This is a genomic window from Kitasatospora sp. NPDC033851, assembly GCF_055576085.1.
On record NZ_JBVIRL010000003.1, the window covers coordinates 209,189 to 229,499 of the forward strand.

The 20,311-nt window shown below is 73.2% G+C and carries 17 protein-coding genes; 5 read left to right on the plus strand and 12 right to left on the minus strand.

The features are described from left to right. Positions 1–41: 41 nt before the first annotated feature. On the plus strand, positions 42–827 hold the full coding sequence (locus ACZ51D_RS07735; protein WP_465615365.1) for an SLATT domain-containing protein: 786 nt from the start codon (positions 42–44) through the stop codon (positions 825–827). A 55-nt stretch (positions 828–882) separates the two neighbouring features. Here the strand turns inward: ACZ51D_RS07735 and ACZ51D_RS07740 are convergent, their stop codons facing one another. The 3 genes from ACZ51D_RS07740 to ACZ51D_RS07750 all read right to left on the minus strand — a co-directional run bounded on the left by ACZ51D_RS07740 (position 883) and on the right by ACZ51D_RS07750 (position 3,691). Beyond that, complete coding sequence (locus ACZ51D_RS07740; protein ID WP_360502397.1) at positions 883–1,530, minus strand: hypothetical protein; 648 nt, start codon at positions 1,528–1,530, stop codon at positions 883–885. A 117-nt stretch (positions 1,531–1,647) separates the two neighbouring features. Further along, a complete protein-coding gene (locus ACZ51D_RS07745; RefSeq protein ID WP_465661567.1) occupies positions 1,648–2,712 on the minus strand; it encodes a GntR family transcriptional regulator in 1,065 nt (354 codons plus the stop codon). 181 nt (positions 2,713–2,893) lie between these two features. Beyond that, a complete protein-coding gene (locus tag ACZ51D_RS07750; RefSeq protein ID WP_465615369.1) occupies positions 2,894–3,691 on the minus strand; it encodes a carbon-nitrogen family hydrolase in 798 nt (265 codons plus the stop codon). Positions 3,692–3,864: 173 nt separating this feature from the next. Between ACZ51D_RS07750 and ACZ51D_RS07755 the strand changes: the two genes are divergently transcribed. After that, on the plus strand, positions 3,865–4,686 hold the full coding sequence (locus ACZ51D_RS07755; protein WP_360502404.1) for a maleylpyruvate isomerase family mycothiol-dependent enzyme: 822 nt from the start codon (positions 3,865–3,867) through the stop codon (positions 4,684–4,686). A gap of 94 nt (positions 4,687–4,780) precedes the next feature. Here ACZ51D_RS07755 and ACZ51D_RS07760 read toward each other — a convergent pair whose 3' ends face one another. The 3 genes from ACZ51D_RS07760 to ACZ51D_RS07770 form a co-directional block, all read right to left on the minus strand. After that, a complete protein-coding gene (locus ACZ51D_RS07760; RefSeq protein WP_465661759.1) occupies positions 4,781–6,130 on the minus strand; it encodes an MFS transporter in 1,350 nt (449 codons plus the stop codon). Between the two features lie 198 nt (positions 6,131–6,328). Continuing rightward, a complete protein-coding gene (locus ACZ51D_RS07765) occupies positions 6,329–7,561 on the minus strand; it encodes a M64 family metallopeptidase (protein WP_465661569.1) in 1,233 nt (410 codons plus the stop codon). Positions 7,562–7,726: 165 nt separating this feature from the next. Then, entirely contained in the window at positions 7,727–8,950 is a 1,224-nt protein-coding gene (locus ACZ51D_RS07770; RefSeq protein ID WP_465615376.1) for a benzoate/H(+) symporter BenE family transporter, read from the minus strand. Positions 8,951–9,156: 206 nt separating this feature from the next. Here ACZ51D_RS07770 and ACZ51D_RS07775 point away from each other — a divergent pair, with 206 nt between their 5' ends. Then, the gene (locus ACZ51D_RS07775; RefSeq protein ID WP_465661570.1) at positions 9,157–10,110 is read left to right on the plus strand and encodes an LPXTG cell wall anchor domain-containing protein; all 954 of its coding nucleotides are present in this window, start codon (positions 9,157–9,159) and stop codon (positions 10,108–10,110) included. 79 nt (positions 10,111–10,189) lie between these two features. Here the strand turns inward: ACZ51D_RS07775 and ACZ51D_RS07780 are convergent, their stop codons facing one another. The 3 genes from ACZ51D_RS07780 to pdhA are packed head-to-tail and all read right to left on the minus strand — an operon-like array spanning position 10,190 to position 13,769. Next, the gene (locus ACZ51D_RS07780) at positions 10,190–11,626 is read right to left on the minus strand and encodes a dihydrolipoamide acetyltransferase family protein (RefSeq protein ID WP_465661572.1); all 1,437 of its coding nucleotides are present in this window, start codon (positions 11,624–11,626) and stop codon (positions 10,190–10,192) included. A 14-nt stretch (positions 11,627–11,640) separates the two neighbouring features. Beyond that, positions 11,641–12,615, minus strand: coding sequence for an alpha-ketoacid dehydrogenase subunit beta (locus ACZ51D_RS07785; RefSeq protein WP_465615382.1), 975 nt, complete (start codon positions 12,613–12,615; stop codon positions 11,641–11,643). Continuing rightward, positions 12,615–13,769 (minus strand): pyruvate dehydrogenase (acetyl-transferring) E1 component subunit alpha, encoded by a 1,155-nt coding sequence (pdhA, locus tag ACZ51D_RS07790; RefSeq protein ID WP_465615383.1) that lies wholly within the window; start codon positions 13,767–13,769, stop codon positions 12,615–12,617. Before pdhA ends, ACZ51D_RS07785 begins: the two co-directional genes overlap by 1 nt. 401 nt (positions 13,770–14,170) lie before the next feature. Here pdhA and ACZ51D_RS07795 point away from each other — a divergent pair, with 401 nt between their 5' ends. Together ACZ51D_RS07795 and ACZ51D_RS07800 are read left to right on the plus strand one after the other, a co-directional pair. Beyond that, on the plus strand, positions 14,171–14,854 hold the full coding sequence (locus ACZ51D_RS07795) for a response regulator (RefSeq protein WP_396289914.1): 684 nt from the start codon (positions 14,171–14,173) through the stop codon (positions 14,852–14,854). A gap of 125 nt (positions 14,855–14,979) precedes the next feature. Then, positions 14,980–16,020, plus strand: a complete 1,041-nt coding sequence (locus tag ACZ51D_RS07800) for a phosphotransferase (protein ID WP_396289935.1) — start codon at positions 14,980–14,982, stop codon at positions 16,018–16,020. Between the two features lie 5 nt (positions 16,021–16,025). Here ACZ51D_RS07800 and ACZ51D_RS07805 read toward each other — a convergent pair whose 3' ends face one another. The 3 genes from ACZ51D_RS07805 to ACZ51D_RS07815 all read right to left on the minus strand — a co-directional run bounded on the left by ACZ51D_RS07805 (position 16,026) and on the right by ACZ51D_RS07815 (position 20,202). Next, entirely contained in the window at positions 16,026–17,765 is a 1,740-nt protein-coding gene (locus ACZ51D_RS07805) for a protein kinase domain-containing protein (RefSeq protein WP_465615387.1), read from the minus strand. Between the two features lie 112 nt (positions 17,766–17,877). Further along, positions 17,878–19,308 (minus strand): protein kinase domain-containing protein, encoded by a 1,431-nt coding sequence (locus tag ACZ51D_RS07810; RefSeq protein WP_360502427.1) that lies wholly within the window; start codon positions 19,306–19,308, stop codon positions 17,878–17,880. Between the two features lie 279 nt (positions 19,309–19,587). After that, on the minus strand, positions 19,588–20,202 hold the full coding sequence (locus tag ACZ51D_RS07815) for a bacterial proteasome activator family protein (RefSeq protein WP_360502428.1): 615 nt from the start codon (positions 20,200–20,202) through the stop codon (positions 19,588–19,590). Positions 20,203–20,311 lie beyond the last annotated feature (109 nt).

Here is a 20,311-nt window from a genome sequence, read left to right on the forward strand (position 1 = left end):
GCCAGTACCCAGCCGCCCGCCCGCCACAGGGAGCCCCACAGGTGAGCCAGCCGGAAATGCAGCCCGAGGAGAGTGCCTGGGGCAAGGAGATCGGCGAGGAGGACCCGCCCGCGACCGCCGTGGTCCAGCCGGCCTCCACCCGCCGTCGGACCGATCTGAGCACCCGCCAGTTCCCGCTCGGGGACTGGGGCGAGCCGGCCGAACGGCTGGAGGAGCTCTACCGCTGGTCCGAGGAGCGGGCGGTCGAGGCGATCGAGTGGTACCGCCGGGACCGGATCTGGAAGCGCCGGTGGGCACGCCTGCTGCGCTTCGGCACGGCCGGCTTCGCGGTGGGCGGGGCGACCGCCCCGCTGGTCGACCTGGCCGGCAGCTTGGCGCACGGCACCGGCTGGGGCTACGTCGGGCTGGCGCTCTCCGCCGCCTGCTACGGCGTCGACCGGGCCTTCGGCCTCACCTCCGGCTGGATGCGGGACGTCTCCACCGCGCAGGCCCTGCAACGCCGCCTGGAGGCGTTCCAGTTCGACTGGGCGTCGGAGTGCGTGCGCGAGGTGCTCGGCCCGACCGAGGGCACCGCGGGCGAGGCCGCCGAGCGCTGCCTGGGCGTACTGCGCCGGTTCTGCGAGGACGTCTCGGACATGATCCGCACCGAGACCTCGGAATGGATGCTGGAGTTCCGCGCCTCGATGACCCAGCTGCCAACCCAGGCCCCCGGGAGCTGGGGCGGGCGCTCCGAGCCGGGGGTCGGCGCCCAGGTGCGGGTGCTGCCGCCGCCGGGCACCAGGCCCACCATGCCGCGCCAGCGGCCGCCGGAGGGGCCGCTGCGGTAGGGCGCCTCGGCGGTCGTAGCGGTGGTCGTAGCGGCCGCCGCCCAGGCCGTGGGCGCTACGCGAAGACGATCATCGAGCCCTGGGTGACGCTCCGGGCCGCCGCCGCGTACAGGCCCGACCAGGCGTGCCGTTCCCGGGCGAAGGGGTGCACGTCGTCGATCGGCGGCCCGAACGGCTGCTCCAGACCGGTCGGGCCGAGCGGCCGGGTCGGGTCCGGCGGGTTGAGCGGGTCGATGCCCAGCGCCGGTGCCACGGCCTGCAGTTCACGCAGCAGTCCGTGGCTGGAGCCGAGCGGGCCACCGGAGGCGAGCAGCGCGTCGTCCACCAGCGGCACCGCGAACTCGATCGGCACGTACGCGCCCGCGTGGTCGAAGTGCCAGACCAGGTGCGACTGTTCGGCGCTGCTCTCGAACATCTCCAGCAGCTGCTCGTAGTCGCCGCCGAGCGCGTCGACCGGGGTGATGTCCAGGCCGGTGAGGCCCAGCAGGTAGGCGCGGCGCAGGAAGTGCAGCGAGTCGTAGTCGAAGGCGGCTATCGGCTCGACCGCGCCGCTGAGGCCCGGGACGAACTCGTAGACCGGCACCTCGGGGAGCCCGTACGAGGTCAACACCGCGTTGTAGAGGGCTAGATCGTCCCGGAACGGGTTGTCGGGGCTGTGGCTCAGCACGTCCACCAGTGGGACGAGCCAGAGGTCGCAAGCCATGGCCGGCAGTTCCTCTCCGGGCGGCGGGGATCGCCCGCGGGGCGGGGCGACGACGGGGGCGGAGTCGGTACTCGGACGGCCCTTTTCGGGGGGCGCCCGGTTCGACGCCCGCTCACCCTACCGGCCCGGGGCGGTGTGCGGGTCGGGCCGTCCCCGCGGAGCCTCGGGGGCCGACGAAGGCAGCCGTCGGCCGAACCGGCCGTACGGCACCGAGCGGGGCTGCGGCACCAGGCCGAGGCCCAGGCCCAGCTCCCGGCCCAGCTCCCGGCCGACCTCGTCACCGCGCAGCGACCGCTCGCCGCGGGCCCCGCCGGGCTCGGCGGGGCCCGCGGCGGGCCGCGACAGAGGCCCGAACGCGGGCGCGGGCTCCGCGGACGACGACTCGGCCGACGAACCGGCCGACGGCTCGGACGACGACTGGGCCGGGACGGGCGGCGGCTCCGTCCCGGTGGTCTCGGCGAGCAGTCCCAGGACGGTCACCGACTCCAGCGGCTGTCCGGCCAGCTCGGCCAGCAGCCGGGCGGTGTACAGGTTGTACTCGCAGATGATCCGGTGCGCGCCGGCCAGGTCGCCTGCCTCGATCGCCTCGACCAGGTCGGGGTGGCGGTCCCAGCAGACCCCGGCCAGGCTGGGCATCTCCCGCAGGTAGGGGGCGGCGAACATCCAGGACTGCACCCGCAGCCAGTCCAGGTAGTCGGCGATCCGGCGGTTGCCGAGCAGCCCGGCGACCTCCTGCCAGAACCGGCGGTCGCAGCCCACCATCACGTCCAGGTTCCCGGCCCGGGCGGCCCGGACGGCCGCGTCGGCCCGGCGGTGCAGCGAGGGCAGCCGGCTGAGGTCGGGCAGGGACCGGCGGGCGGAGAACTGGCGGTGGAAGCTGTCGGTGAGCAGCACCCGGGACTCGAAGATCTCCAGGAAGTCGTCCCAGCACAGCTCGGGCACCGTGAAGCCGCGGTGGTGCTCGGCGCGCAGCAGTCCCTGCGCGCCGAGGTCGACCAGCGCCTCGCGGGCCGGGGTCGCGGAGACGCCGTACAGCTCGGCGATCTCCTTGACGGTGAAGTTGCGGCCGGCCTCCAGTCGGCCGGCCATCATCTCCTCCCGCAGCGCGCCGGCGATCTGCTCGCGCAGGCTGTTGCGGTGGATGACGGGGCGGGGGGAGTCGCCTGCGCCGTTGCCAGGCATGGGCGCGACCTCCTCGGGCGGGCCAACCGTGCCGGGCCTCGACGGACCGGCGGGAACACGACGAGTGCTCATCTTCTCAAACCCGCCCGGGCCACGTACGAACCAACCCTCCGAAAACGCCGGGAGCCGGGCTCCGCGCAGCGCCGGACCGGGGCCGGCGCTGCGCCGGACCGGGCTGCGCTCAGCGCTGGACCGGCGCCGGGATCCCCAGCAGGCGGTCCCGCAGCACCGGGAACTCCTGGCGCGCCTTGGCCACCTCGGCAGGGTCGAACTCGACCGTCAGCACCTGCTCCTCCGTCCCCGCCTCGGCCAGCACCCGCCCCCACGGATCCACCACGATGCTGTGCCCGGCCTGCTCCACCCCGGCGTGCGTACCCGCCGTGTTGCAGGCCAGCACGAAGGCCTGCTCCTCCACCGCTCGCGCCCGGGCCAGCAGCGTCCAGTGCTCGCGCCGCCGGGCCGGCCAGGCCGCCGGGACCACCAACAGCTGCGCGCCGGCGTCCAGCAGCGCCCGGAACAGCTCCGGGAAGCGCAGGTCGTAGCAGGTGGCCAGGCCCAGCGTGGCGAAGTCGGTGGGCGCGGTGACGATCTCCTGACCGGCGCCCATCACCACCGCCTCGCCGCTGTCGAAGCCGAAGCGGTGGATCTTGCGGTAGGTGTGCACCAGCTCGCCGTCCGGGGCGAAGAGCATCGAGGTGTTGTAGATCGGCCCGTCCGGATCGCGTTCGACGATCGAACCGGCGTGCAGCCAGACCCCGGCGGCCCGGGCGGCGGCCGCCATCGCGTCGGAGGTGGGCCCGTCCAGGCTCTCCGCGCCGTCCGACCAGAGGTCGTACGCGAAACCACCGAGCGGCCACAACTCCGGCAGGACCACCAGGTCGGCGCCCTGCTGCGCCCGTACCAGCGCCGCGGCCCTGGCCCGCCGCTCGGCGGGCGGCTCCGTGTCGGAGACCGCGAGTTGGATCAATGAAGCGCGCACAGTACCACCGTCCACGGCAAGAGACCTACGATCGTCACCCGAAAGCGCTGCCCAGCTGTCTCCCGGCAGCGTAACGTGCGGTTAGCGTGTGCGCCCGGAAGCCGGACCATCCCGACCGGCGGTGACGGCGGGGCACAGACGGCAAGGAAGCTGACGGAGGGCCGGAGATTCCCGTGACGGACAACCAGACGGTGCAGGCTTACACCGAGGCGTGGACCCAGAGCATCGAGTCCATATCGGAGCTGGTCGCCCCCCTTCCCGAGGGATCCTGGAACCGGGCCACCGAGTGCCCCGGCTGGTCCGTCCGGGACGTCGTCTCGCACGTCATCGCGGTCGAGTCCGAGCTGCTCGGCGACCCGCGCCCGATCCACTCGCTGCCGCGTGACCTCCGTCACGTGACCACCGAGTTCTCCCGCTACGTCGAACTGCCCGTCGACAAGCGCCGCTGCCACACCGCGCTGGAGATGACCGGCGAGCTGGAGTACACGATCATCCGCCGCTCCCGGGCGCTGCGGAACGCCAAGCAGACGCCCGACGAGCCGGTGCGCTGGCCGGCCGGACCGCTCGCCAGGGAGGTCCCGTACCACGAGCTGCTGCGGATGCGGGCCTTCGACGTCTGGGTGCACGAGCAGGACCTGCGCCGGGCCCTGGACGCCCCCGGCAACCTGGACGCCCCGGCCGCCCTGATCGCCCGGGACCTGCTGCTAGAGCTGCTGCCCAAGGCCGTCGCCAACAAGGCCGGCGTCCCGGCCGGGACGGCCCTGGTGCTGGACGTCACCGGCCCGGTGGAGTTCCTGCGCACCGTCCGGGTGGACGCCACCGGCCACTGCACCGTGGACGAGTCGATCAGTCTGGCCCCCGACGTCCAGCTCGCCATGGACTGGGAGACGTACCTGCGGCTCGCCTGCGGCCGCGGTCGGCCCGGGCCGGTCTCCGTCGAGGGTGACAAGGAGCTGGCCGAGCGGGTGCTGGCGAACTTCTCGGTCACCATCTGACGCCCGCGCCGCGAGAGGCCCGGGGCCGCGGTTCGGCCCCGGGCCGGTCAGCCCTGGGCCAGGTCAGCCCTGGGCCGGTTCGGCCCCGGCCGGTTCAGCCGTGGGCCGCGACCTTCCGGCGCAGCCGCAGGATCATCGCCGTGCCCACCGCCAACGGGACGTACTGCCAGCAGAACGCCCAGCGGAAAGCGGTGGCCGAGTACGCCCCGGCGCCGTCCGGGGAGAGCGCGTCCAGCAGCACGCCGATGCCGAACAGCGTGATCATCGTGCCGATGAAGCCGCCCATGTTGACGATCCCGGAGGCGGTGCCGAGCCGCTCCGAGGGGTTGCGTGAGCGCGCGTAGTCCAGGCCGACCAGCGAGGCCGGGCCGTTGCTGCCCATCACCAGGATGATTCCGACCAGCAGCCAGGTCGGCGGGTGACCGCCGGGCCAGGCCAGCACCAGCGCCCAGCCGAGCGCGGTGGCGGTGATGGTGGTGAGCACGATCGGCATCCGGGTGCGCGCCGAGGCGGAGAGCAGCCGCCCGAAGACGAAGCCGCAGGTCATGTTGGAGAGCACCAGCAGGGTCAGCAGCCCGCCGGCTCCGGCCCGGGACATGCCCTGTGCCTCGACCAGGTAGGGCAGGCCCCAGAGCAGGCCGAAGGCGTTGCCGGGGAACTGGGTGGTGAAGTGCACCCACAGGCCCAGCCGGGTGCCCGGCTCCCGCCAGCAGTCCAGCACCTGCCGACGCAGGCCCGGCCGGGTCCGCTGGTCCACCGGACGGTCCACCGATCGGTCCAGGGGCTGTACGGGGGCGGCCGGAGCCTCCTGGAGGAAGAGCGCGACCAGCGCGAACACCGCCACACCGAGCAGCGCGATCGCAGCGAAGGTGGGCGTCCAGCCCTCGCTGTGCAGCGCCTGGGCCAGCACCACGGTGGTGACCAGGTTGCCGCCCATCCCGGCCAGACCGGTCAGCTGGGCCACGAACGGGTTCCGGGCCGGCGGGAACCAGCGGGCGGCGATCCGCAGCACGCTGATGAAGGTCATCGCGTCGCCGCAGCCGAGCACCGCCCGGGAGGCCAGCGCGGGGGCGAAGGAGGAGCTGAACGCGAAGGCCAGCTGGCCGGTGCTCAGCAGCAGCACGCCGAGCAGCAGCACCCGGCGCGGACCGAACCGGTCGACCAGCAGGCCGACCGGGATCTGCATGGCCGCGTACACCAGGACCTGGAGGATCGAGAAGGTGGAGAGCGCCGAGGCGCCGATGCCGAAGCGGTCGGCGGCGTCCAGCCCTGCCACGCCGAGGCTGGTGCGGTGGATGACGGCCAGGACGTAGACGCTGACGCCCACGGACCAGGCCAGCCAGGCCGCACGGCCACCGGGCGGCGCGGGCGCGGAGACAGCCACGGGGACCGGCGCGGGGAGGGCCGGGGGCCCGGCGGCGGGGAGGGGAGCGGAGGCGGACAGGGGCGCTGCTGAAGGGGCGGGCTCCACGGTCATAGTGCGACCCAGATTAGTCATCCCATGATGGGAGGCCCAGGGCGGGGTTCGGTCGTCCGGGCGCGAACCCGCGCCCCCTCGGACCCGTGGATCCGCCGGTGCGCCACCCCGGCCTCAGCCGGTCGGCGGCCTCAACCGGGCAGCATCCTCAGCCGGTCAGCGGCCTCAGCCGGTCAGCGTCCAGGACACCGACCGGGTCATGAAGCGGTCCCGGAAGGCCTCGTCCCGCACCCAGTCGGTGGTGTCCCGGACGGTGGCCGTCACGGTGGCCGTCCGGCCCGGGGCCAGGTCCAGCCGCGCGGTGTCCAGCCAGGAGCCGTCGGCGGACTGCGACGCCACCGGGACGCCGTCCACCTTCCACTCCACCTTCAGCTGCCGCGGTCCGGTCAGCGGCAGCGGCCGGACGTCGAGCCGGGGCCGCCCGGTCACCTCGCCGGGCGGCGGCAGCGGGGCGTCGGTCGGGCGGATCTTGCGGTACAGCTCCTCGATGATCGCCTCGCGCGAGGGCAGGTTGTAGGTGCTGCCCAGGGTGCGCATGACCGAGTCCGGGGTCGGCCGGTAGAGGCCGTTGCCGCTGCGGTACGCCCCGACGGTCCCGGCGCCGTCCGGGGACACGGCGCCCAGCCAGCGCCACCACTTGGTCTGCTTCTTGCGCATGTCGTCGGCGTTGAGGGTGGAGAGGTTCGGGTAGTCGGCATCGTCGGGGGCGCTGTCGTACTCGTCGCCGAGGTCCCCCACGGTGTGCCCGATCTCGTGCTGGATGATCCGTCCGGCATCCTGGCTGCCGCCCGCCAGGGTGGTCACCCCGGTGCCGCCGGCGCCGCCGTACTCCGTGGAGTTGGCCAGCGCGATCAGGTACTGCGGCCCGGCGCCGTCCCCCGCGTACCGGGCGGTGGCGGCCTCGTCGGCGCAGAGCAGCCGGGCGGTGCCCTCGCACCAGAAGTGCATGCCGAGCGGGGTGGCCGGGTTGCGGCCTCGGCTCTCGGTCTCGGCTATCCCGGAGACCGGGGAGACCACCTCGACCCGCCTTATGTTGAAGAAGCCCTGGTAGGTGCGGAAGGGCTCGATGTCCATCAGTGCGTGCCAGGCCTTGTCGGCCTGTTGCCGGAACACGTCCTGCTCGCCCGCCGTGTAGCCGTCGCCGAGCAGGACCAGGGTGATCCGGTTGGCCGGGTCCCCGGTGCGGCGTATGTCGACGGTCGGGGCGGCCGCGGGTATCCGCTGGTCGGCGCGGAGGGCGGTGTGCGGTGGCACCGCCCGGTCGGCCGGGGCTCCCGGCCCGATCACGCCGAACGGCGAGGGGCCGGCCAGCTCCAGGGCGGCGGGGAGCAGGGCGGTGGACACCAGCACGAGCGCGGCCAGACTCCGGACGAGACGGCCAGGGTTGCCAGGCGGCATACGGGTGCGTCCTCGGGGCTCCGGTCACCCGGCGTCGCCCGGGTGGTGGAGCGGAGACGTACCCGGACCGGCGTGTCGCCCCCACCGGAGGACGCAAATGTCACCGACCTGGCCGAACGATCCGCATCCTCCCAGTCATACGGGTCATACCAACCACATCCCCGCTCAGGCCTTCCGGAAGCCCAGCACCAGATGGGTGCCCAGCCCGAACAGCAGCCCCCAGAAGGCCGAGCCGATCCCGAACAGGCTCATCCCCGAGGCGCTCGCCAGGAAGGTCACCACCGCCGCGTCCCGCCCGCGCTCCTCCGCGACCGCCGCCGCGAGGCTGCCCTGCAGCGAGGCCAGCAGCGCGACCCCGGCGATCACCGCGATCAGCTCCTTCGGCAGCCCGGTGAACAGGCTGACCAGCACCCCGCCGAAGCTGCCCACCAGCACGTACAGCACGCCCGAGGACATCCCGGCGACGTACCGGCGGCGCGGGTCCGGATGGGCCTCCGGGCCCGAGCAGATCGCCGCCGTGATCGCCGCCAGGTTCACCCCGGGCGAGCCGAACGGCGCCATCAGCATCGACACCGCGCCGGTCGAGCCGATCAGCAGCCGGTCGTCCGCCCGGTAGCCGGAGGCCCGCATCACCCCGAGGCCGGGCGCGTTCTGCGAGGCCAGCGCGACGATCGTGAGCGGCAGCGCCAGCCCCACCAGGGCCGACCAGGAGAACGCCGGCACCGTCAGCACCGGCACGGTCGGCCCGCCCGAGCCCAGGTGCAGCGGCAGCCCGACGGTGAGCGCCGCCAGCACCCCGCCGACCAGCAGCGCGACCGGTACGGCGTACCGCGGCGCGAACCGCTTGGCCAGCAGGAAGGCCGCGAAGCCGCCCACCACCAGCACCGGCGCGCTGTGCACGGCGCCGAAGATCCCGGCACCGAAGGAGAACAGGATGCCCGCGAGCATCGCGTTCACGATCCCCACCGGCACCGCCGCGATCAGCCGGCCGAACCAGCCGGTCACCCCGAACAGCGTGACCACCACCGCGCTCACCAGGAACGCCCCGACCGCCTCCCGGTACGGGTAGTCGCCCAGGCTGGTCACCAGCAGCGCGGCCCCCGGGGTGGACCAGGCGGTGATCACCGGCGTCCGGGTCCACCAGCTCAGCGCGAAGCCGCTCACCCCGCTGCCGATCGCCACCGCCCAGATCCAGGACGCGGTGTGCGCCGGATCCAGCCGTCCGGCGGCCGCCGCCGCGAGCACCACCACCAGCGGTCCCGAGAAGGACACCGCGACGCACACCAGCCCGGCCAACAGCGCCGGCCCCGACACGTCCCGCCGCAGCGACCGACGTTCCCCGCTCCCGACCGGCGCCGTTTCCGGTCTGATCGTCAGTTCATCCGTCATCCCGGAAGTATCCCGAAGCGGCCTTCCGAAGACTCCCGAAAAAAGTTTTGAATCCACCTGCAACCCCCGGCGGGGATGCGCGTCTATACGGATGAAGGCACGGAGAGCAAGACCGGCAGAGCCGGGGGGCGCTTCCGCTCGGTAAGAGCGGGGCCGGTCGTCTTCACCAACACACCGTCAGTCACATGACCCTGGGGAGTCACGTCATGCGCACGTCCGTTATCACCCGTTTTGCGAAGAACGACCGCGCCTTCTCCGGCCGCCGCCGCATCGCCGTCCTCGCCGCCACCACCGTCCTCGCCGGCGGCATCCAGTTCCTCGCCACCGACACCGCCTGGGCCTGCGGCGACAGCGACGGCGACACCACCGCCGTGACGGCCCCGGCCGCCCCGGCACAGCACGACGGCGCCTACACCGTCGGCTTCCACATGACCCCGGACGGCCAGACCATCACCGCGGGCGGCCCCAAGGTCGAGGTCGGCGTCGGCGTCACCAACTTCACCGGCGCCCCGTACCAGAACGTCTCCGCGATGCTCTCGCTGTTCAACCCGAAGGGCGGCACCAACCTCCAGGACTTCACGGTCGAGGTCGCCACCGCCGGCGGTTGGAAGCCCGTCGCCCTCCGCCACGGCTGCGACCCGACGCTCTTCACCGTCACCTCCCCCGCCACCACCACCCCGCGCCTGGAGAACGGCCGGGCAGCCGACTTCATGTTCCGCGTGGGCCTCTCCGCGAAGGCGCCGAAGGACGTGGCCGAGATCCAGGTCGGCCTGGTCGCCAAGGCTCCCGGCTTCCCGGACGTGGTCGGGGACACGCACACCTACCACGTGGCCCGGACCGCCGCCCCCGCCCAGCCGACCGCCCCGGCCACGCCCAAGCCCGCGCACACCGAGACCGCCAAGCCCGCCCCGGCCAAGCCCGCCCCGGCCGAGCCCGCTGCGGCCGAGCCCGCTGCGGACAAGACCCCCGCCAAGGCCCCGGCCGCGCCCGTCGCCACCCCCTCCGCCGCGCCGGCCGCCACCGCCCCCACCGGCACCCCGGAGCTGGCCCAGACCGGCGCATCCTCCACCAACACCTTCCTCGCCCTCTCCTCCGCCGCCCTGCTCGCCCTCGGGGCCGGCGTCCTGATCGCCGTCCGTCGACTCCGTCCCCAGCGCTGACGTCGGACGGGCGCAAACGAAGGGGCCCTCCCCCGCACGATGGTGCGGAGGAGGGCCCCTTTCGGCGTGCTGTGCGCGATCAGCCCCAGGTGATCAGGCGCTTGGGACGCTCCAGCAGGGCAGCCGTGTCGGCCAGCACCTTGGAGCCCAACTCCCCGTCCACCAGGCGGTGGTCGAAGGAGAGCGCCAGCGTGGTCACCTGACGCGGGACCACCTTGCCCTTGTGCACCCACGGCAGTTCCCGGACCGCGCCGAAGGCGAGGATGGCGGCCTCGCCCGGGTTGAGGATCGGGGTGCCGGTGTCGACGCCGAAGACGCCGACGTTGGTGATGGTGATCGTCCCGCCCTGCATGTCGGCCGGCGAGGTCTTGCCCTGGCGGGCGGTCTCGACCAGCTCGCCGAGCGAAACGGCCAGCCCCGACAGGGTCTTGGACCCGGCGTCCTTGATGTTCGGGACGATCAGGCCGCGCGGGGTGGCCGCGGCGATGCCGAGGTTCACCTGGCCCCGGATGACGATCTCCTGGGCCGCCTCGTCCCACTGCGCGTTGATCTCGGGGTGCCGCTTGACCGCGGTGAGCAGCGCCCTGGCGACCAGCAGCAGCGGGCTGACCCGGACGTCCCGGCCCAGCTCGCCGCTCTCCTTGAGCCGGCGGACGAACTTCATCGTGCGGGTCACGTCGACCTGGACGAACTCGGTGACGTGCGGGGCGGTGAAGGCCGAGGCCACCATCGCCTGCGCGGTCGCCTTGCGGACGCCCTTGATCGGCACCCGGACATCGCCCGTGGCGGACCCGGCCACGGGCACCGGCGCCGCGACCGGCTCGGTCACGGCGGCCACGGCGGCCTCCGCCACCGGGGCGGCCGGAGCGGCCTTGGCCGTGGCGTGCGCGTGCACGTCCTCGCGGGTGATCACGCCGTCCCGGCCGGTCGGGGTCACGTCGCGCAGGTCGACGCCCAGGTCCTTGGCCAGCTTGCGGACCGGCGGCTTCGCCAACGGCCGGTCCCCGGTGGGCGCTTCGGCCACCGGCGCCGGAGCAGGCGGAGCGACCGGAGCAGCCGGTGCCGGGACCGGCGTGGTCGCGGTGACCGTGGTGGTGGTCGTCCGCCGGGCCCGACGCTGGGCGACGCCGGTGCGCGGGCCGTACCCGACCAGCACCTCGCGGCGCTCCGGCTCGGCCTCCTCGGCGGGAGCCGGCGCGGCAGGCGCCGCCGCGGCGGGGGCGGGGGCGGGGGCGGCCGGAGCCGCGGCCCCCGCCTCCCCGGCGACCGCGACGGAAATGATCACGGTGCCGACGTCGACCGTCGTGCCCTCGGGGAAGTGCAGTGCCTCGACCACCCCGTTGAACGGGATGGGCAGCTCCACGGCCGCCTTGGCGGTCTCCACCTCGCAGACGACCTGCCCGTCGGTGACGGTGTCACCGGGCTTGACGTACCAGCTGAGGATCTCGGCCTCGGTGAGGCCCTCGCCCACGTCGGGCATCTTGAACTCGCGGAGCGAGCGAACTTCGGTGGTCATCTTCGCCCCCTGGATCAGTACGCGAGTGCGCGGTCGACGGCGTCGAGCACGCGGTCCAGGTCGGGGAGGAAGGCCTCCTCGACCCGGGACGGCGGGTACGGCGCGTGGTAGCCGCCGACCCGCAGGACCGGCGCCTCCAGGTGGTAGAAGCACTTCTCGGTGAGCCGGGCGGCCAGCTCGGCGCCCATGCCCAGGAAGACCGGTGCCTCGTGGACCACGACGGCGCGGCCGGTGCGCTTGACCGACTCCTCCAGGGTGGTGAAGTCCACCGGGGAGAGCGAGCGCAGGTCGACGACCTCCAGCCGGCGGCCGTCCTCCTCGGCGGCCGCGGCGGCCTCCAGGCAGACCTTGACCATCGGGCCGTACGCGATCAGCGTCGCGTCGGTGCCGGGCCGGACGATCCGGGCGTCGTGCAGGCCCAGGTCGGCGGCGTCGCCGACCTCGCCCTTGTCCCAGTAACGGCGCTTGGGCTCCAGGAAGATGACCGGGTCGTCCGACTCGATCGCCTGCCGCAGCATCCAGTGCGCGTCGTGCGCGCTGGACGGGCTGACCACGCGCAGACCGGCGGTGTGCGCGAAGTACGCCTCGTGCGACTCGCTGTGGTGCTCGACCGCGCCGATGCCGCCCGCGTACGGGATGCGGATGGTGACCGGCATCTTCACGTGTCCGAGCGCGCGGGCGTGCATCTTCGCCAGCTGGGAGACGATCTGGTCGAAGGCCGGGTAGACGAAACCGTCGAACTGGATCTCCACCACCGGGCGGTAGCCGCGCAGTGCCAGGCCGATCGCGGTGCCGACGATGCCGGACTCGGCGAGCGGGGAGTCGATCACCCGGCCCTCGCCGAAGTCCTTCTGCAGGCCGTCGGTGATCCGAAAGACGCCACCGAGCTTGCCGATGTCCTCGCCCATGAGGAGGGTCTTCGGGTCGTTCTCCAGCGACTTGCGCAGCGCCCCGTTCAGCGCCTTCGCGATGCTCAGCTGACCGGCCATCAGAGGTTCTCCCCCGCCTCGAAGGAGGCCGCGTACTCGACGTACTCGGCCCGTTCCTCATCGACCAGTGTGTGCGGCTCGCTGTACACGTGGTCGAAGATCAGGGTCGGGTCCGGGTCCGGCATGCTGCGCACGCCCTCGCGCACCCGCAGCCCCAGCTTCTCGCTCTCGGCGTCGACGGAGGCGAAGAACTCCTCGTCGGCCAGGCCCTCCTTGTCCAGGTGGGCCCGGAGCCGGGAGATCGGGTCCTTGGCCTTCCAGGCCTCGGTCTCCTCGGAGTGCCGGTAGCGGGTGGGGTCGTCGGAGGTGGTGTGGGCGCCCATCCGGTAGGTGAACGCCTCGATCAGCACCGGGCCGTTGCCGCTGCGGGCGTGGTCGAGCGCCCAGCGGGTGACCGCGAGGCAGGCCAGCACGTCGTTGCCGTCGACCCGCACGCCGGGGAAGCCGAAGCCCGAGGCGCGACGGTACAGCGGGATCTTGGTCTGGGTGGTGGTGGGCTCGGAGATCGCCCACTGGTTGTTCTGGCAGAAGAACACCACCGGCGCGTTGTAGACCGAGGCGAAGGTGAAGGCCTCGTTGACGTCGCCCTGGCTGGAGGCACCGTCGCCGAAGTACGCGATCACCGCGTCGTCGGTGCCGTCCTTGCTGATGCCCATCGCGTAACCGGTGGCGTGCAGGGCCTGCGCGCCGATCACGATGGTGTACAGGTGGAAGTTCTTCTCGTTCGGGTCCCAGCCGCCGTGGTTCACGCCGCGGAACATGCCGAGCAGGTTCAGCGGGTCGACGTCCCGGCACCAGGCCACGCCGTGCTCGCGGTAGGTGGGGAAGGCGTAGTCGCCGGTGCGCATGGCGCGGCCGGAGCCGACCTGGGCGGCCTCCTGGCCGAGCAGCGAGGCCCACAGGCCCAGCTCGCCCTGGCGCTGCAGCGCGGTGGCCTCGGCGTCGAACCGGCGCACCAGCACCAGGTCGCGGTAGAGGGAGCGCAGCTCCTCCGGAGTGGTGGTGAGGGGGTAGTCCGGGTGCTCGACCCGCTCGCCTTCCGGCGTGAGCAACTGGACGAGCTCCGGCTGGGCGTCCGTACCCGTGGCGCGGAGGGTGTCAGGAACAGCGGGGGCCGCCTTCTTGCGAGCCCTCGCCGTGCTTTTGACGGTCACGTTCACTCCTCGGTCTGTCCGGCCGCCCGGGGTCGCCGGTGACCGGTCCGGTCACCGCCTCGCGGGGCGCGCGTGGGTGTGCGCACCTACTGCGGGGCAGGTGGTGATCCTGTTCCGACGGCGTCCCTCACGAGAACGTTACCCAGCGTCCGCCCTTGGCGCGCTTGCGCTAGGACGTCCTACTTGTTCAGGGCCTACAACCCCGAGGGTGCCGCGCTCGGACCGCCGTCGGAAGGGTGGGGGTGACGGGCGACGTGACGCAGCTCTCAATTCGAGCGCCTTCAGGACACCAGCGCACGTTATCCGGGCAGACGCCCGTACGTAAGGGGGTTCTCGGTATCGGTTTCGGTGACTCTGGCCGGATCACGTCGTCACGGCGTTGCGAGTGATAGGTCTTTCGTATGGCGATATGGGAGGCTTTGGACGTGACTGACAACGGACAAATCAGGGTATTCCTGCTCGATGACCACGAGGTCGTCCGGCGGGGTGTGCACGATCTACTCTCGGTCGAGGACGACATCGAGGTGGTCGGCGAGGCCGGCACGGCCGCCGAGGCGCTCACCCGGATCCCCGCGGTCCACCCCGACGTCGCGGTGCTCGACGTCCGGCTGCCGGACGGCAACGGGGTCGAGGTCTGCCGCGAGATCCGGTCCCGGCTGCCGGACATCAAGTGCCTGATGCTGACCTCGTTCTCGGACGACGAGGCGCTGTTCGACTCGATCATGGCGGGCGCCTCCGGCTACGTCCTGAAGGCGATCCGCGGCACCGACCTGATCACCGCCGTCCGGGACGTCGCGGCCGGCCGCTCGCTGCTCGACCCGGTCGCCACCAGCCGGGTGCTCGCCCGACTGCGCGACGGCGGCGAGAAGGAGGACGAACGGCTGGCCCAACTCACCAAGCAGGAGCGGCGGATCCTCGATCTGATCGGCGAGGGGATGACCAATCGTCAGATCGGCAACGAGTTGCACCTGGCCGAGAAAACGGTGAAGAACTACGTCTCCAGTCTGCTCGCCAAGATGGGCATGGAGCGACGCACCCAAGCGGCGGCCTTCGTGGCGCGGCACCAGGCCGACCACCAGCACTGACGTGGAAGTTTCACAGGTCTGACGGTTTGTCAAGGGCCCCCGCCAGGGGGCCATAACCTCTGGCTGTGACTTTCAGCCAGACCCTCGCCTGCGCCCCGGCCCGCCCCGACCTCTCCGCACCGCCGATGGGGACCCTCAGCCCGCCCGTCCCGCACACCGCGCTCGCCGAGGTCCTGACCCGCTACCGGGTGGGGCGCCTGCTGACCGCCGAACCGGTCGCCGAAGGCCTGCTGAACCGGGGGTACCGGGTCATCACCGAGGCCGGTCCGTACTTCCTGAAGTGCTACGTCGACACCGCCACCGCCAGCCGTCCCAAGATCTTCGCCCACCACCGCGCGATGGCCGCGCTGAACACCCTCGGACTGCCCGTCGCACCCCCGCTGGCCTGCGCCGGACGCTCGGGCACGATGGCCGGCTGGGGCGGCCGGCTGTTCGCGCTGTTCCCGTGGACCGACGGCCGACACCGGCACGGTACCGAGCTCGACCTCCCGCAGTGCGAGGCGCTCGGCGCGCTGCTCGGCCGGCTGCACGGCGCGCTCGACGATGTCTGCGCCCCCTTCGACCCGCCCGCCGGCTACCGCAGCGCCGACCCCGCCGACAGCGCCGAACTCGCCCGTGACCTGCGGCGCCGCGCCCGCGAGCACCGCCCGTACGGGGAACTGGACGCGCTCGTCCAGCAACGGCTCACGGAACGGCTGGAACTGCTCGCCGAACACGCCCACCGCCGCCCCGCCCCGCAGGCCGCCCCGCCCACCGGCTGGACCCACGGCGACTTCCACGGCCTCAACCTGCTGTACGACGACGACCCGGCGGGCGGCCGGGTGGCCGCCGTCCTGGACTGGGACAAGCTCGGCCCGCAGCCGCGCGCCGAGGAGGCCGTCCGGGCCGCCACCCTGCTGTTCAACGACCGGGCATCGGGCGTCCTCGACCTGGTCCGGGTCCGCCGCTACTCCCAGGCCTACCGGGCCTCCGGCGCCGCCACCTCCGAGCACCTGGCCGCCGCCGCCCACCGGGTGTGGTGGGAGCGGCTGAACGACTTCTGGATGCTGCAGTGGCGCTACCAGCGGGCCGACCACCGGGCCGACCCGCTCTACCCCGCCTCGGCGGGCCAGCTGGCGTGGTGGTGCCAGGAGTACGAGCAGGTCCTGGACGCCTTCGCCAACTGACCGGCTCAGCCGAGGGTCGGCGGCGAGATCGGCCCCTTCGTGGAGCTCGGCGGGGCCGGGTTGGTGGGCGTGCCGCCCCCGCCGCCCGGGGTCGACGTGGACCCCCCGGTCGACCCGCCGGTCGGAGTCGCCGACGAGCTGCCCGTCGCGGAGTGGGTGGGGGTCGGCGTCGGCGTCGGAGTCGGCGTGTGCTTGCCCGAACTCGCCGACGGCGACATGTTGTTGCCGCTGTTCCCGGTGTTGTTCCCGCTGTTGTTGCCGGGCTCGGTCGGCTGCTGCGGCTTCCTGCTGCCGGAGACCGACGCCGGCGGGCTCGGCAGACCGCTCTGGGTCGGCGTGGTCGGCTCGGTCGTGCTGACCACCGGCTCGGGCGTCGGAGGCAGGACGTGGTCCTTGGTGCCACCGTTGTCGGCGCCGCTGAGCGCGAACGCGATTCCGGCACCGGCCGCGACCAGCACCGCGATGGCGCCGGCCACCCAGGCCCACGGCCCGCGCCGCCGACCGTGCCCGTCGTCGCCGTCGCCCTCGCCGCCACCGCCGTACAGGCCGCCGCCCCCCGAGTAGGAGGTCGCGGGGGTGGAGCCGCCCGCCCCCTGGTAGGGCAGCACGGAGGTCTGGTCGCCCGGGCGGACCACGCCGAAGGCCGCCGTGGCCGCCGCCTGGTCCGGCCGGAGCACCTGGGTCGCGCCGGTGTCGCCGGGGGCCCCGCCCGCGCCGACCCAGCCGGCCCCGGCCGCGCCGTGCATCTCGCGCAGCGCGTGCTGCAGGTGGGCACGGAACTCGTCGGCGTCCTGGAAGCGGTCGTCCGGGTTCTTGGCGAGCGAGCGCAGCACCAGCGGGTCGAGGCCGACCGGCACCCGGCCGTTGGCCTGCGAGGGCGGCATCGGCAGGTCCTGGACGTGCTGGTAGACCACCGAGAGCGGGGTGTCGCCGGTGAACGGCGGGCGCAGCGTGAGCAGTTCGAACAGCATGCAGCCGGCCGCGTACAGGTCGGAGCGGTGGTCGACCGGCTTGCCCAGCGCCTGCTCGGGCGAGAGGTACTGCGGGGTGCCCATGACCATGCCGGTCTGGGTCATCGTGGTGGCCCCGCCGGTCAGCGCCCGGGCGATGCCGAAGTCCATCACCTTGACCGCGCCGGCGGTCGTGATGATCACGTTGGCGGGCTTGATGTCGCGGTGGACGATGCCGTGCCGGTGGCTGTAGGCGAGCGCCTCCAGCACCCCGGCGATGATGATCAGCGCCTGGTCGACCGGCGGCGCCTCCTCGTCCGCCAGCAGCTCGCGGACGGTCCGGCCCTCGACCAGCTCCATCACGATGTACGGCGTGGACTCGTCCCCGACGTACTCCTCGCCGGTGTCGTAGACCGAGACGATCGAGTGGTGGTTGAGCGCCGCGACCGCGTGCGCCTCGCGGGTGAACCGCAGCCGGGCGACGTCGTCCTGGGCCAGCTCGCCGCGCAGCAGCTTGACGGCGACGGTGCGGCCCAGCCGCACGTCCTCGGCGGCGAACACCTCGGCCATGCCGCCGCGGCCCAGCCGGTGGGTCAGCCGGTAGCGGCCGTCGCCGACGGTGCCCAGCGGTGCGGCGGTGCCGCGACCGGGGGTGTGCGGGCCGCCGGAGCCGAAGACGGGCGGCAGCGCCGAGGTCGCGGCATCGCTGCCGGGCTCGGGAATCCTCGGCGTCCCGCCGGTCCGGCCGGCCGCTCGGGCACCCGCGTCGTCATCCGGCTGCTGCGTCTGTGCCATCGCTCCTCGCCCCGGGCGTTCGCTCGGATCGCGGTGCCCTGTCGCCTACGTATCCCCGAACGCTACCGCTTCCGGCGCGCAGCCGTGGCACCCGTGAACCGGTCGGAATCCGTCAGAGCCGGCCATTCCGGTCGGCCGGCAGGTCGACCACCAGGACGTTCGCCGGACGCTCGGCGTGGCCGAACTTGCCATTCGTCTTCTTGTCGGCGTTGTTGACCACGATCGCGATGATGATGCCGGCCAGCACGAGCACGCCGACGATGATCCCGACCACGACCACGGCCGTCGAGCAGCCACCGCCGCCGGACGCCTTCGGCTGCTGGTACGGCGGCATCGGCTGCGGCGGCGGGGTGTGCGCCTGCTGGGCGAAGGGGTGCGGGGTGTGCGGGGCCTGCGGACGCGGCGTCTGGTAGGCCGGCGGCGGCGTCTGGTACTGCGGCTGCTGCCCCTGCTGGAGGTACTGCGGGTGCGGGGTGTGCGGGGCCTGCGGACGCGGCGTCTGGTAGGCCGGCGGCGGCGTCTGGTACTGCGGCTGCTGCCCCTGCTGCGGGTACTGCGGCGGCGGCGTGTGCGGAGCCTGCGGGGCGGCGTGCACCGAACGCGGGCCCTCGTTGATCACCAGCGGGGTGCTGGCCTGCAGCTTGTGCCCGCTGCCGCCGCCCTTCGCGGCCTCGATCAGCCGCTCCGCCTCGTCCCGCATCGCCGCCGCGCTCTGGAACCGGTGCGCCGGGTCCTTGCGCAGCGCCTGGGCGACGAAGGCGTCCACCTCGGGGGTGACCGAGCGGTTGAGGGCGGAGGGCGCCGGCGGCTCCTCCTGGACGTGCTTGTAGGCGATCGAGAACGCCGAGTCGCCGTCGAAGACCAGCTGGCCGGTGAGCATCTCGAAGAGCATCACGCCGACCGAGTACAGGTCGGAGCGGGCGTCCACCGGCTTGCCGAGCGCCTGCTCGGGCGAGAGGTACTGCGGGGTGCCGACCACCATGCCGGTCTGCGTCATCGACGTGACGCCGGACTCCAGCGCCCGGGCGATGCCGAAGTCCATGACCTTGACATTGCCCTTGCGGTCGAACATGACGTTGCCGGGCTTGATGTCGCGGTGCACCAGGCCCATGTCGTGCGAGGCCTCCAGCGCGTTCAGCACGCCGACGGTGACCTTCAGGGCCGCCTCGGTCGGCATCGCGCCGTACTGGCCGATCGCCTCGTTGATCGCCTCGCGCAGGCCCTGGCCGTCGATCAGCTGCATGACGATGTACGGCGTGCTGGAGCCGTCCGGGGCGATGTCCTCGCCGCTGTCGTACACCGTGACGATGTTCGGGTGCTCCAGCCGGGCCACTGCCTGGGCCTCGCGGCGGAACCGCTCCTTGAACGAGTCGTCCCGGCCCAGTTCGCTGTGCATGCTCTTCAGCGCGACCTGCCGGTCCAGCACGCTGTCGTAGGCGAGGTGCACGGACGCCATGCCGCCTTCGCCCAGCAGCCGCTGCAGCACATAACGGCCGTTGCCCAGGGAGAAGCCCTCGACCGCCGCGTTGCCGTGCTCGCTCATGGTCCTCTGCTCCCCCTCGGCGCGGCCGTGCTGCCGCAACCCGTGACGTTCGGTCTCGTCCGTGCTGGTGGGCCCGGCCCGCTGGCCTGGCGGACCCCTGTCGCGGCGGCCCGACCGGCCTGCGACAGGGGTCAGGGTATCGGCTCGCGCCGACGGTGATCGGCCCAGGGCCGCTCCTGGGCCCGGGCCGTCGGCGCCGGATCCCGGCGACGCGGCCCGGGACGGGTCGTCGTGGTACGTCCGGTCCGGCGGCCGCCGGACCTGCCGCCGGGTACCGGACTACAGGTACGGGCCGGAGCGGATGCCGCGGCCCTGGCCCGGCTCGTCCTCGTCCTGGTCCCCGCCGTGCAGACCCGGCGGCAGCGCCCGCCGCATCTGCTCCAGCTGGGCCCGGGCCGCCATCTGCTGGGCGAACAGCGCGGTCTGGATGCCGTGGAACAGGCCCTCCAGCCAGCCGACCAGCTGGGCCTGGGCGATCCGCAGCTCGGCCTCGGTCGGGATGGTGTCCTCGGTGAACGGCAGCGACAGCCGCTCCAGCTCGGCGACCAGCTCCGGGGCCAGGCCGAGTTCGAGCTCCTTGATCGAGCTCGCGTGGATGTCCTTCAGCCGGACCCGGCTCGCCTCGTCGAGGGGCGCCGCCCGGACCTCCTCCAACAGCTGCTTGATCATGCTGCCGATGCGCATGACCTTGGCGGGCTGCTCGACCATCTCGGTCACCGGGAGCTCGCGCGGCATGTCGATGTCGTCGTCCCCCTCCCCCGCCGGGCCGGCGAAGCCCTGGCCCACGGGCATCCCGTCCGGTCCGACGATCAGCACCTTCTGGCCGTCCTGCGACTGCCCGCCGGCGGCCTGGTAGGGCTCCTGCGACGAGCGCTCGTTCATCGGATTCGTCATGAACAACATTCTCTCTCACTGGGGTTGGTCGGGCGGAAGCCCCCGTTCGTCCCGCCGTCCTGCGCCACCCCTGACGACGGTACGCCCCCACGCGCCGCGCGGGAATCCG